This is a genomic window from Gordonia araii NBRC 100433 (assembly GCF_000241265.1).
Classification (GTDB): Bacteria; Actinomycetota; Actinomycetes; order Mycobacteriales; family Mycobacteriaceae; genus Gordonia; species Gordonia araii.
Genome location: NZ_BAEE01000068.1, coordinates 114623 through 127648 on the forward strand (window position 1 = coordinate 114623; position 13026 = coordinate 127648).

The following is a 13026-nucleotide window of genomic DNA, read 5'->3' on the forward strand; positions in this document are numbered from 1 at the left end:
GGCAAAGCTCAGCTGGCGGCCTTTTCCCGACGCTTGGCGTCGCGGGCGACGAGCCGGTCCCGCTGCTCCTCGAAGCGTGTGGCGTCCTCGTCGGACTTCGCCAGCCACGCCGCTAGGCTGTCGCGGGCCTGTTCGCCGCGGCCGGTGAAATCCGTGCGCTCGAAGATTTCGAGCTTGCGCAGCACCGGCCAGAGAACGTCGTCGAGGTGCTGGCGCAGGTCGTAGATCCCGTACTTGGCCATCGTCAGACTCATTTTTCGGAAGTTCGGCATCCCGATGCCGGGCATCTGGAATCGCTCGATCACGTCGTCGAGCGCCTCCATCGCCTGGTCGGGGGCGAGGTCGAAGGCCGCACTGCAGAGGTTGCGGTAGAAGATCATGTGCAGGTTCTCGTCGGCGGCGATCCGCTGCAGCATCCGATCCGCGACCGGGTCGTCGCAGGCCTTGCCCGTGTTCCGGTGGCTGATCCGGGTGCCGAGCTCCTGGATCGTCACATACGCCAGCCCGGGCAGGAGCCCGCTCGAGTCGTCGGTGTACACGCCCTTGGTCATGTTGGCCATGCGGTCGTTCTCCAGCGCGACCGGGTCCACACCCCGAGTCACGACGAGATAGTCGCGCATGACGATGGCGTGACGGTTCTCCTCCGCCGTCCAGCGCCCGACCCAGGTGCGCCAGGCGCCGTCGGCGTCGAAGTACTCGCTGATCTCGCGGTGATAGGACGGCAGGTTGTCCTCGGTCAGCACGTTGAGGACCATCGCCGCCTTGGCGACGTCGGAGAGCTGCGACTGCTCGGGCCCCCAATCCTCGCCGCCCATCGCGGCGAAGTTACGCCCGTCGTCCCAGGGGACGTAGTCGTGCGGGTGCCAATCCCGCGCCTGCGACAGATGACGGTTGAGGTTCGACTCGGCGACCGGTTCCAGCTCTTGGAGGAGTTCGACTTGGGTGAGTTCGCGCATGAGTGATCCTTGGGCTGTGATGCGGATCACTCAGCGTAACGCGTCGGGCGGGAAGTCGCGCTACTTCGCCCACTCGGGCTGCGGCACGATCCCGGGCACCGTCTTCACGTTGAACTTGCCGTCGTCGTCGGTCGCCGTCACGTTCACAATCTGCCACTGGTTGTTGAACTGAATGGCGCATTGCTGCGTCTTACCCGTCTTCAGTTCCAGGCCGCCCTGGCAGCGGAACTCATCAAACGTGACGTTGACCTGCGGTTGTAGCGCCGCTTTGGCCTTGGTTTCGAGCTCGGATTTGCTCACCGATTTACCGCCGACCGAGGCTTCGACAGAACATCCGGTAAGACCTGCGAACACGACGGCCGCGGCCGCGATTCCGCCTGCGATTCTTGCGCGCATCCTTGTCTCCTCTCCGACAGGCTGACGCTAGCACCGCACCCGGCCCATTTCGGGCAAACAGCCCTAACCGAACTCCTTCGACACCGGCACGTTGATGTAGCTGGGACGCCGCGGGTCGAGCTGGATGTGCTGGGGGCGCAACATCGACTCGTTCAGCAGCGGCCGCAGCGGAAGGCCGCGCGGCAGATTCATCGCGAAGATGTCGATCCGCAGACGATGCCCCGGCTTGAGCAGGGCTTCGGTGGGCAGCAGTCCCAGGTCGATCTGGACCGGCACCCCGGGCTTCACGCGCTTCCGCGAATTCAGCGACATCGTGTAGTACGGGTCGATCACATCGCCGTTCGCTGCGAATCCCGACTTGTCTTTGTCGATCGCGCGTAGCGAGGCCATGACCTGCCCCGACGAGATCACCGTCGACTCGCCGTTGGGCGCGACGTCGGTCAGCATCGCCGTCCAGTAGCCGTCGGTCGCGTCCATCACCGCGTTGATCCGCACGTTGGCGTAACCGGACACGCTGCGCGTCGTTCGCACCGGCGCGGTGGTGAAGGTCAACGCGTTGTGCTCGGCGATCCGGTTGTCCTTGCCGCAGAAGCGGAAGATCGACGTCACGCCCGCCGTCTGCTGGCCCGCGTCGCGCGAGCACAGCGTGAGCAGACCCGGACCGACGGTGAGCCGGCCGCGCGACCGCGGTTTGCCGACGGTGAGCCGGCCGTCGCGCACGGCGTGCGGAGCGGTCCCGCTCGGGCGGTCGGACAGGTACAGCCGCTGGCGCTTCATGCCCGGACGGGGGAAGTTCGACGCGGAGATCCAGCGGTTGCCCATCTGGTAGAGCGTGGCCGGACCGTATTCGTCGATGCCGTTGTCGATCCCCTTGAGCCACTTGTCGAACCAGGCGCGCTGCAGCACGTCCAGGCGCGGGGGCGTGCGCCGTTCGCCGTGTCCGGCTCCGGGCGTGACGTGGTAGGCCTCGCCCATGACGAGCTGCTTCTGGCCCAGCGGGAGCGGGATCTTGTTGAACATCCGCACCTCGCTGTTGGTGAACAGGTCGAACCAGCCGCCGGTGATCATCGTCGGCACCTTGATCCGGTCGGCGTGGTCGAGCCAGCCGGCACGCTCGGGCGTGCCGGGGACCAGCAGGCGTTTCATATCCGGCGGGATCGACGCCATGTCCGGCGTGAGCAGCGCCGCGAACAACTGCGGGTAGAAGGTCAGCGGATCCGCGAGACGGTCGGCCAGCCACTTCCAGTCGAAGGTACCGTTGAGCATCGATTGGACGTTCGGGACCATCTTCGTCGTGTTGACCAGGGTCAACCACATCGGGAGGAAGCCGACGCCAAGTGCGCCACCCGGCGCGACGATGTCGCGGACGAGGTCACCACCCGGCACGACCGGGAAGATGGCCTTGAGCGCTTCCGGGTTCCGGTTCGCCGCGTAGATCTGGTTGATCGCCGAGTACGACATGCCCGTCATGCCGACCTTGCCGTTGGAGAACCGCTGCTTGGCCGCCCAGTCGATCACCTCGACGGTGTCGCGTTGCTCGCGTTCTTTGAACACGTCCCACTTCCCCTGCGAGAAGCCGGTGCCGCGCACGTCCACGACGACAAAGCTGTAGCCGGCGCGTACGAGATCCTTGTCGACGGTGAAAGTGCGGAAAGCTCCGCCCGTCTGCGCCTTGAGGATGTCGCCGAGGCCCTCGATGGGCGTGCCGGTGAGGTTGATCATGTCGACGATCTGCTTGGTGATCGGCTCGAGGATCGGATGTTGCAGCGTCTCGGCCGCGATGGTGGAGATCAGCTTCGTGTAGGGCGTCATCGAGACGATCGTCGGCGTCTTCACTCGCACGGGTCGATCCGCCGCATCGCCGGGGCGGTAGACGTTCGCCCTGAGAACGGTACCGTCGCTCATCCGGATGGGAACATCCCAGTCGATGTGCACGCCCGGGTAACGCTGCTGCTTGTCATGCGCGCGCTCCCACGCCTTGCCCGCGGCACCGCCGCTCGGGCCCACCGGCGTCACCGCACCGGCGGTCGCCGCCGGGGCCATCAAAGCCACAACCAGGCCGCACGCAAGTGCAAACACCCGTTTCCCCATCAGGACACTCCTCATCCCCGCGTAAAGATCTCCAGAAGCGATCCGGCCGATCCGGCCGTCTCGAGTAGGTCATTTGACCTAGACACTGTGATGGAGGCTACTCACAGGTAACTGCCAGAATCAAGACTTGATCCCCAGATTTGGAACAAAAGTCAATTCTTGTCTCATATCGCGGCGTAGGAAATTCCCAGCACCAGCAGCGGTTTCCGCAGGTCACCGCTCAATTCGCCGTGACGTCCATCGGGTAGGTCGCCAGCAGCGGAAGCGGCCACGGTTGACGCCGCAGCGCCGTCGCCCACAGGTCGACGCCGGCGGGCGACAGCACATCGTCGGGCAGCGCCGAGGCGACCAGCCAACTGTCCTCGCTCAACTCGTCGTCGAGCTGACCGGGACCCCATCCCGCGTAGCCGGCCATCACCCGCACCCCGACGAGCAGTGGCGACAAAATCTCGGGATCGGCGTCGAGATCGACGAGCACCACGCGCCCGCTCACCGTCATCAATCCGCCGACGCCGTGCACGTCGACGCCGTGCTCGACCACTCCCAGGCACAGCGCGCCATCACGTTTGACCGGACCGCCGACGAACAGGGCCTTGGGGTTGGCGGCCAGCGACGACCATCGGGGCAACAGGTTGTGAACCGCCGAGTGCGACGGCTGGTTGATGACCACGCCGATGCTGCCGCCGTCCTCGTGCTCGATGATGTAGACGACCGTGCGCGCGAACGACGATTCGGTCAACGCCGGGGAGGCGATCAGCAACGTTCCCGCGCGGATGGCGGCCGCGCCGAACCGTCCGCCGGTGCTGCCACCGGTGCCGGTCCTCGGGTCGTCGAAGTCGTCACCGCCCACGACCTCATCATGGCACGATCGCGCATCGTCGTCGGTAGTCTTGAACGGTGAAAGTCCGGCTCCTGGCAACGCGGTTGACAGGTCAAACCGCCGACGGAATCTTCCAGGCAGCGCTCTTCGCCGCTATCGCCTTCAACCCCGATCATCAGGCCACTCCACTGCTCATGGCGGGGAGTCTCGCCGTGCTGGTCGGGCCGTACTCCCTCATCGGGCCATGGGTCGGCACCCTGCTCGACCACTGGGATCGACGCCTGGTGTTGTTGTGGGCGAACGTGATTCGCGCCGGACTCATCGTCGTGAGCGCGGCCTTGCTCGCGTCGAGCCTGCCCGAGGGCGTCGTACTCGCATCCGCGCTGGGCGTGATGGGCGCCAGCCGGTTCGTCGGCGCCGGCCTGTCCGCGGCACTGCCCCACGTCACCAGCCGCGAGTCCCTGGTCACCGACAACGCCGTGTTCACCACGCTCGGCGGGTTCGCCGTCGTCATCGGCCTCGGCATCGCCGCCGGTGCCCGCCTCATCGTCGGGGGCGACGACGTCGGGTCCGCCCTGACCATGCTCATCGGAGCCGGTTTCGCCCTGACCGCCGGTCTCCTCGCGCGGAGCTTCCCGGCGCGCTCGCTCGGGCCCGACGACGGCGAGTCGCCGCCCGCATCGTTGCCCAGCGCGCTCGCCAACGGCTGGCGCCGCGGAGCCGCCGCCGTCGTCCACACTCCGACGGTCGCGGTGGCTCTCGCCGCCATCGGCGCACATCGCTGGGTGTTCGGCATGAACTCCCTCGTCCTGCTGGTCCTGGCCAATCACGCCGGCGTCTCGACCGGATTGCGCCGATTCCTCCTGCTCGCCGGTGCGACCGCCGTCGGGGCCCTCCTCGCGGCGTTGACGACGCCGATCCTCGCCCGCCGCATCGGTCGGGGCAGGACGCTTGCTTCGGGGCTCGCGGTCGGCGTGCTGGCCCAGTCGACGCTGCTGACCTTCAACCTCGATCTACTCGTCGGGGCCGCCGTCGTCCTGGGCTGGGTCGGGCAGACCGTCAAGCTCTGCGGCGACGTCGCGATGCAACTCGACATCGCCGACGACATCCGCGGGGAGGTGTTCGCGCTCCAGGACGCCGTCTTCAACCTGACGTTCGTCGCGGCGGTCTTCACGACCGCGGTCCTACTGCCCGACGACGGTCGGGCCACCGGACTGGTGTTGCTCGGGGCCGTCGTCTACGCGGCCGCGCTGGTGGGCGTGGTGCGCCGACATCCGGCGACCATTCGATAGGGACGGATCAGGATCGGTAACCCATCGTCCGCAACTCGCTCGCGAGGCGGTCGAGGTCTTCCCTCTTCGCATCCAGGTGCGGACTCAGCCGCAGTACGGCGTTGTCGAGCATCAGCGGCGTGCGCTCGGGCAGCGCCGGTGTCACCAGCAGACCCGCGTCGCGCAGGTGGTTGGCCGCGGCGATCACGTCGGCGGCTTCGAACCCGGGCGGGGGAGCGAGGGTGACCAGCGCGGACGGCTCGTCGACCGGCTCCACGACCTCCCAGCTGCCGATCCCGGTGAGACGCTCGCGCGTGGCCCGGCCGATCGCCGCCAACTCGTCGAACACCGCCTGTGGACCCAAGCCGATCAGTTCCCCGACCGCCGCCCCCAGGCCGAGCCGTCCGGCGATGAAACCGGCCGTCGTGCCCGCTTCCATATCGGTGATCTCCACCCGGAGCCGCGAGTCGGCGCGGATCGCGACGAACCCGACTCCCCGCGGCCCGGTGAGCCATTTGCGGCTGGTGCCGTAGACGATGTCGGCGCCGGTGATCGTCGGAACGTGTCCGACCGCCTGCGCCATGTCGACGACGACCGGAACGTCGGCGGCGTGGGCGATCTCGACGATCTCGGCCACCGGCTGCACGATGCCACTCGCCGAGCCGATGTGGCACACGTGGATGAAGTCCGGCTGCTCGAACTGCAGCATGTTCTCCAGCGCGTCGGTGTCGACGTGGCCGTAAACGCTGGCCGCGGGCAGGGTGTGGACGGAGAAGCCGCGGCGTTCGAACTCGACGAGGTTCGGTCCGAATTCGTTCTTGGCCACCCAGACCGTGCTGGCGACCGGCAGGTTGGCGACGCCGAGCATCGCGCGCAGCGCCGCCCGGGCGGTATCGCGGTAGACCAGCTCGTCGGAGTGGTGGCCGATCAGCGCGGCGAGTTCACGCGACCCGCGCTCCAGCATCTGCTCCGCGGCGTCCATCGCGACGTATGAGCCGTGGCGGGACTCCTCCCACAGGTGGCCGGTGATCGCCTCGATGACGGCGTTCGACGACCGGCCGGCCGAGGCCGAGTCCAGGTGCGTGATCTCCGGCTCGATCCGCGCGTCATGCCATGCCGACCCGAGCTCGCTGAGGAACATGGCTCCAATCTAGACCGGCCCCCGATGTGCGCTGAGCCACGCCGGTCGGCTGCCGGGTGGGCGGTCGCCGACGGTGTTCGCCCAGGGCCTGCAGTCCGAGTGTGGCAACGGGCGGGCTAGCGGGGTGCTTCGATCCGATCGGAATCGGTCGAGACGATCTGCGCGCCAAGCGGCATCAGCGAGACCGGAACCATCTTGAAGCTGGCGATTCCCAGCGGGATGCCGATGATCGTCAGGCAGAGCGCGATACCCGTGGTGATGTGCCCGATGGCCAGCCAGATGCCCGCCACGATGAGCCAGATGATGTTGCCGATCAGCGACATCGTGCCGGCGCCCGGCTTGCGCTCGATCGTCCGGCCGAACGGCCACAGCGCGTAGTTGGCCATGCGGAAGGAGGCGATCCCGAAAGGGATGGTGATGATCAGGATGCAGCAGATGACACCTGCGATGGCGTAGCCGATGGCCATCCAGAGGCCGGACAGGACCAGCCACAGGATGTTGAGGATCGTCTTCATTCCCCGATTATGCCGCCGCGGGGCCGATTGCGCCCCTGGCAACGGTCATCACGGTTTCCGATGGTGAACCCGGTCGATGGTGCCGTCTCCGTCCTCGTCGACGAGGGCGGTGTCCCACCGGCCGTCGCCGTCGGTGTCCAGCCGCAGCTCCCGGCGGCCGTCGGCGTGGGTCACCAGCGTCGCGTCGATGGTTCCGTTGCCGTCGACGTCTATCGGCACCTCCATCCGTCCCGGTTCGGGCGCGGCCCGGGGAGCGGTCGGCGGGGCGGCGGGCCCGGCCGGTGGCTCGGCGCGCACGCCCCAGACTCCGTTCCCCGCGTCGGTGTAGAAGACGTCGACGGTTCCGTCGTCGTCGAGGTCGAGCGCGGCGTACTCGGCCACGCCGTCTCCGTCCAGGTCGATCATCAGGTCGTCGGCGAGGCCGTCCCCGTCGAAATCGAGGCGTATCGACTCGAGGCGCCCGTCCCCGTTCAGATCGACGTCCGCCGGGGCGTGCCACGTCGTCGTTTCACCGAAGCCCGTCCCGAAGGTGTGGGCGATGAGTGGTGGGTCCATATTCCTTGGACGCAGCCGGCGCCCGAGCGGTTCCACGGTCCCCTGTCCGGTCCGGGATGATCTCGATACACCGCCTCGCAAGCTCGGCGGCACTCGATCACCCAAGAGGACGAGCACCCCCGGAAAAGCAACCGCCGACTAGGTGGTCGAGTGACCCCAGGAGCAGCCGCCGCATTGGGTGGTGAGTGACCGCTCCCGTCGAATTGGCTGACGCTATTCGGGTGGTCGAGTGACCGCGACGGAGGAGCGGTCGTATCGAAACCAGCGGCTGACTGGGTGGTCGAGTAACCCAGGAGCAGCCGCCGGCATTTGGGTGGTCGAGTGACCGCGACGCAGGAGCGGTCGTATCGAGACCCACCGCCCGCGACAGGGCAACCATCATTGGGTGGTCGAGTGACCGCGACGCAGGAGCGGTCGTATCGAGACCAGCGAGCGCGGCCGGCCTACACCAGCGCGCTGGCGGCGATCTGCTCGACGGCCGGACGCGCGCGGTCGGCGTCGGCGGCGACGAGTCCGATCCGGGTTCGCCGGTCGAGCACGTCGTCGACGCTCAGGGCGCCCTCGTGGGTGAAGGCGAACTCGATCTCCGCGCGGGTCACGTCGATACCGTCGGCGATCGGGGCCAGCGGCTCGGCGACCGTCGCCGCTTCGACGACCCTGGGGGCTTCGGCGCCGAACCGCGCGACCAGCGATGCCGGCAACCCCGCCAGTTGCTGCCGGTCCGCGGCACTCGCTCCGACCAGCGCGATCGACGGCGTGACACAGCCGGTGGCGGCCGTGAGACCGGCCGCCTTGACCGCCGCGTCGACGGCGTCTTCAGCCATCTGCCGGTACGTCGTCAGCTTCCCGCCGACGACGCTCACCAGCGAACCGTCGGTGACCCGCACGTCGTGCCGGCGCGACACGTCCGCCAGGGTGCTTCCGTCGCCGCCCGCGGTGTCGATCAGCGGCCGCAGGCCCGAGAACGCACCGCGGATGTCGGCACGGGTGACGGGAATGGCCAGCGCCGTGTTGACGGTGTTGAGCAGGAAGTCGATCTCGTCGTCGTCGGGGGTCGGCACGTCGGGAACCGGACCGTCGGCATCGACGTCGGTGAGTCCGAGATAGACGCGGCCCAGCTGCTCGGGCAGCACGAAGACGAACCGGCTCGTCGACCCCGGAATCTGGACGGTCAACGCGGCGGTCGGGTTGCCGAACTTCTCCGCGTCGAACACGAGATGCGTCCCGCGACTCGGGCGGATGGACAGCGTCGAATCGATGTCGGACGCCCACACCCCGGTCGCGTTGACGACCGAGCGCGCCGCGACGTGGAACTCACGGTCGTCGAGCTCGTCGCGCAGCACCGCGCCGGTGCCGTCGGCCCGCAGCACGCGCACCCGCGTGAGGATCTGCGCGCCGTAACCCGCTGCCGTCCGCGCGACGGCGGTGACCAGCCGGGCGTCGTCGATCAGCTGGCCGTCGGTGGTCGACGCGCCACCGCGCAAGCCGTGGCGCCGCACGGTGGGGCACGAGGCGATCACCTCGATGGACGAGAGTCGCTTCGGGCCGGGCAGCACATCGGCCGGAGTGCGGGCGATCCGCCGCAGCACGTCGCCCGCACGGAATCCCGCGCGCACGAGGAGATCGGAGGTGCGATTGCCGAAGTCGGGGACCACCTGTCGCACCGGCCGGATGAGATGCGGGGCGATCGTCGTCATCAGGTGGTGGCGCTCGACGGCGCTCTCGTGGGCGATGCCCACGTCGCCGGAGGCCAGGTAGCGCAGACCGCCGTGGACCAGCTTGCTGCTCCACCGCGACGTCCCGAAGGCGAGGTCGTGCGCCTCGACCAGTGCCACCGACAATCCGCGGGTGGCCGCGTCGAGGGCGATGCCGACCCCGGTGATGCCACCGCCGATCACGAGCACGTCGACCGGCTCCGCCCGCGCCACCAGCGACTCCAGATCGGCGCGGCGGCGCGCGGCATTCAGTGTGGTCATCGGTTACTCCTTACCGGGTTGCTCGAGATAGCTGGCCAGTGCGCGATGCAGCTCGGTCGACCAGTCCTCGCCGAGGATCGGTTCGACGAGGGCCTGAGACTGCACCGCCGACTGGGTGATCAGCAGGACCATCGCCGCGAGTTTGTCCGGATCGCCGTCGCGCACCCATCCGTCGGCCTGGCCCTGTTCGATACCGTCGGCGAGCAGCCGCAGCAGGCTGCGCTGGCTGGATCCGAGGCGATCGAAGACATATGGCTGCAGGAAGTCCGGCTGGCCGCGCCACAGTTCGGCGAACAGCTCGTCGTCGCGGATCGCTCCGGCGACGCGGACGATCTGATCGATCTCCGGTGCGAACCCGGAACGCGTGCGCAGGGGAGTGGTCGCCTGCACCGCCTCGACGATCCGGTTGATCTCGCGATGACACAGATCGCGCACGACCTCGTCGAGGCTGGCCCAGCGCCGGTACACCGTTGGCCGGCTCACCCCGGCGGCACGCGCGACGTCGGCCAGACTGACCTTGCGGCCCTGCTGGCGCAGAATCTCCTCGCGCGCGGCGTCGAGCACCCGCGTACTCAACTCGTCCGCGGGCTCGTCGCGGCTCGATTCGGGCGAATCTGCATTACGGATTGACATGATGTGTAACACTGTATCGCATGACCGCCGGTTTTGACCCCGAATCACACCAGGTACCCGTTCCTCCCATGCGCTGGGACGCGTGGGGAGACCCCGAACTCGCCGCCCCGCTGTCGGAGGGCACCTCGACGCTGATCCGCGGAATGCTCGGGGTCTCCGGCGAGGTCACCCTGCCCACCGTCGACCCCACGACGGTCGCGGTCTCGCCGAGCCGCCTGTCCGACGCCGACCTGGCGAGCCTGCGCGCGATCGTCGGCGACGAGTGGGTATCGGCCGCCGACGCCGACCGCTTGCTGCGCGCCGGCGGCAAGTCGACGCCGGATTTGCTGCGCCGACGCCGGCCCGAGCAGGACGCACCCGACGCGGTGGTCGTACCCGCCACCGATGACGAGGTCGTCGCGCTGCTCGCCTGGTGCGCCCAGAACCGGGTCGCCGTCGTTCCGTTCGGCGGTGGCACCAGCGTGGTCGGCGGGGTCGACCCCGAGGCCGGTGAACTCCGCGCCGCGGTCTCGGTCGACCTGCGTCGCATGGACGCCCTCCTCGACCTCGACGAGGTGTCGCAGATCGCCACCCTCGGCGCCGGCGTCACCGGACCCGACGCCGAACGGCTCCTCGGCGAACGCGGCTATTCGCTCGGCCACTTCCCGCAGAGTTTCCGCTACGCCACGATCGGCGGTTTCGCCGTGACCCGGTCGTCGGGTCAGGCATCGGCCGGGTACGGGCGGTTCGACGACATGGTGCAGGCCCTCACGCTGATCACGCCGCAGGGCGTGCTGGAAGCCGGCCGCTCGCCGAAGAACGCCGTCGGCCCCGACCTGCGTCAGTTGGTGATGGGTTCGGAAGGCGCGCTCGGCATCGTCACACGCGTGTCGCTGCGGGTGCACCGCGTTCCCGAGATGACCGAATACGAGGGCTGGCGCTTCGACTCCTTCGCCGCCGCCGCGGCCGCGTTCCGCGCGGTCGCGCAGGAGGGTGTCATGCCGACAGTCATGCGCGTCTCCGACGAGGTCGAGACCGCCCTGAACCTGGCCCGGCCGACCGAGATCGGCGAATCGGAGAACAGCGACGACGACCTGCCCGACAAGGGCGTGCCGGGTGGCTGCCTGGCGATCACCACCTTCGAAGGATCGCCGTCGGCCGTCTCGGCGCGTGCCGGCGTGGTCCGCGAGATCTTCACCGCCCAGGGCGGCCAGTCGCTCGGGGACGCACCCGCACGGACCTGGGAGCACGGCCGATTCTCCGGCCCGTACCTGCGCGACGCCCTGCTCGACATCGGCGTCGGCTGCGAAACGCTGGAAACCGTCACCACGTGGGCCAAGCTCGACGAGGTGAAGGCCGCCGTCACGGCTTCGCTCACCGAAGTCCTTCCCGAGCCGACCGTCGTCATGTGCCACATCTCGCACACCTACGCCACCGGGGCGTCGCTGTACTTCACCGTCGTCTACCGCCAGGACGGGGACGCGCTGGATCAGTGGCTGGCGGCGAAACGCCAGGTCACCGCAACCCTGGCCGAGATCGGGGCGTCGATCACCCACCATCACGCCGTCGGCCGCGACCATCAGCCGTGGCTGGCGGACGAGATCGGCGAACTCGGCGTCGACGTGCTGCGCGCGGTGAAAGGCGCACTCGACCCCGCAGGCGTGTGCAACCCGGGCAAACTGGTCTGATGCCGATCCGATCACTGGCCGTCCTCGCCAATCCACTCGCCCGCAAGGGCACCGGGCTGGCGATCGCCGCCGACGTCGAACGCCTACTGCGCGCACGCGGCATACAGGTGCAGGTCCTGGCGGGCAGCGACCTCGCCGACGCGCAGCGACTCGCCGACGAGGCCGTCGCCGACGACACCGTCGATGCGCTGGTCGCGGTAGGCGGGGACGGCACCATCCGGCTCGCCCTGGAGGCCGCGGCCGGATCCAGCACCCCCGTTGGGGTTATCCCGGCGGGCACCGGCAACGACCTCGCCCGAACGCTCGGCATCCCGCACGACGACCTGGCCGGTGCGGTGGGCGTCATCGTCGACGGCGAAGCACGCGCCCTCGACCTCGGCCGCGTACGCCTCGGCGGTGTGGACGAGGCGAGTGGCCGTCCCGCCGGCTCCGGTGAGACCGCGCTGTTCGTCACCGTCGCCGCGACCGGATTCGACGCCGACGTGACCGCCCGCGCGAACCGGATGAGCTGGCCCCGCGGCAAAGCGCGCTATCTGGCCGCCGCGGTCGCCGAGATCGCGAACCTGACGTCGCGCCACTTCACGGTCGTGGTCGACGACGAGACCGTCGCCGACGGCGACGTCATCTTCACCGCGATCGGCAACACCCGCTCCTACGGCGGCGGCATGCTCATCACGCCCAACGCCGATGTCCACGACGGACTGCTCGACGTCACGGTCGCAACGAAGGAGCCCGGCGTCGGTCGCTCGACCCTGCTGCGGCTGCTGCCGAGCGTGTTCAGCGGCAAGCACGTCGAACACCACCTCGTGCGCACCGCGCGCGGCAAGACCGTGACCGTGAGTTCGGATCCGCCCGCCCTCGTGTCGGTCGACGGCGATCTCATCGGACGGCTACCCGCCACGTTCGACACGCTGCCGGGCGCTGCGCACGTCATCATGCCGCGCTGATCAATCGCTTCGTCCGTAGATCGTTACCCGATACTGGTCACGATCTACGGAGCAAACC

Annotated in this window: 12 protein-coding genes; 3 read left to right on the top strand and 9 right to left on the bottom strand. The window is 68.7% G+C overall.

Going from position 1 to position 13026, the window contains the following annotated elements:
* Nucleotides 1–8: 8 nt before the first annotated feature.
* The 4 genes from GOARA_RS16330 to GOARA_RS16345 form a co-directional block, all read right to left on the bottom strand.
* Nucleotides 9–956, bottom strand: a complete 948-nt coding sequence (locus GOARA_RS16330) for an acyl-ACP desaturase (RefSeq protein ID WP_007323525.1) — start codon at nucleotides 954–956, stop codon at nucleotides 9–11.
* A 60-nt stretch (nucleotides 957–1016) separates the two neighbouring features.
* A complete protein-coding gene (locus GOARA_RS16335; RefSeq protein ID WP_007323526.1) occupies nucleotides 1017–1352 on the bottom strand; it encodes a DUF4333 domain-containing protein in 336 nt (111 codons plus the stop codon).
* Between the two features lie 63 nt (nucleotides 1353–1415).
* On the bottom strand, nucleotides 1416–3443 hold the full coding sequence (locus tag GOARA_RS16340) for a CocE/NonD family hydrolase (protein WP_007323527.1): 2028 nt from the start codon (nucleotides 3441–3443) through the stop codon (nucleotides 1416–1418).
* A 220-nt stretch (nucleotides 3444–3663) separates the two neighbouring features.
* Complete coding sequence (locus GOARA_RS16345) at nucleotides 3664–4293, bottom strand: YqgE/AlgH family protein (RefSeq protein WP_007323528.1); 630 nt, start codon at nucleotides 4291–4293, stop codon at nucleotides 3664–3666.
* Nucleotides 4294–4340: 47 nt separating this feature from the next.
* Here GOARA_RS16345 and GOARA_RS16350 point away from each other — a divergent pair, with 47 nt between their 5' ends.
* On the top strand, nucleotides 4341–5555 hold the full coding sequence (locus GOARA_RS16350) for an MFS transporter (protein ID WP_007323529.1): 1215 nt from the start codon (nucleotides 4341–4343) through the stop codon (nucleotides 5553–5555).
* A gap of 7 nt (nucleotides 5556–5562) precedes the next feature.
* On the opposite strand, the gene GOARA_RS16355 is transcribed toward GOARA_RS16350, so the two are convergent.
* From GOARA_RS16355 to GOARA_RS16375, 5 genes are all read right to left on the bottom strand, one after another.
* Complete coding sequence (locus GOARA_RS16355; RefSeq protein WP_007323530.1) at nucleotides 5563–6675, bottom strand: aminotransferase class V-fold PLP-dependent enzyme; 1113 nt, start codon at nucleotides 6673–6675, stop codon at nucleotides 5563–5565.
* Between the two features lie 116 nt (nucleotides 6676–6791).
* Complete coding sequence (locus GOARA_RS16360; protein WP_007323531.1) at nucleotides 6792–7190, bottom strand: YccF domain-containing protein; 399 nt, start codon at nucleotides 7188–7190, stop codon at nucleotides 6792–6794.
* A 48-nt stretch (nucleotides 7191–7238) separates the two neighbouring features.
* The gene (locus GOARA_RS16365; protein WP_007323532.1) at nucleotides 7239–7745 is read right to left on the bottom strand and encodes a hypothetical protein; all 507 of its coding nucleotides are present in this window, start codon (nucleotides 7743–7745) and stop codon (nucleotides 7239–7241) included.
* Nucleotides 7746–8188: 443 nt separating this feature from the next.
* Complete coding sequence (locus GOARA_RS16370) at nucleotides 8189–9721, bottom strand: glycerol-3-phosphate dehydrogenase/oxidase (protein ID WP_007323533.1); 1533 nt, start codon at nucleotides 9719–9721, stop codon at nucleotides 8189–8191.
* 3 nt (nucleotides 9722–9724) lie between these two features.
* On the bottom strand, nucleotides 9725–10354 hold the full coding sequence (locus tag GOARA_RS16375; RefSeq protein ID WP_007323534.1) for a TetR/AcrR family transcriptional regulator: 630 nt from the start codon (nucleotides 10352–10354) through the stop codon (nucleotides 9725–9727).
* Between the two features lie 20 nt (nucleotides 10355–10374).
* Between GOARA_RS16375 and GOARA_RS16380 the strand changes: the two genes are divergently transcribed.
* Together GOARA_RS16380 and GOARA_RS16385 are read left to right on the top strand one after the other, a co-directional pair.
* Nucleotides 10375–12021 (top strand): FAD-binding oxidoreductase, encoded by a 1647-nt coding sequence (locus tag GOARA_RS16380; protein WP_007323535.1) that lies wholly within the window; start codon nucleotides 10375–10377, stop codon nucleotides 12019–12021.
* Nucleotides 12021–12968, top strand: coding sequence for a diacylglycerol/lipid kinase family protein (locus tag GOARA_RS16385; protein ID WP_040523753.1), 948 nt, complete (start codon nucleotides 12021–12023; stop codon nucleotides 12966–12968). The genes GOARA_RS16380 and GOARA_RS16385 overlap by 1 nt, the downstream gene beginning before the upstream one ends.
* The last annotated feature ends 58 nt before the right edge of the window (nucleotides 12969–13026 follow it).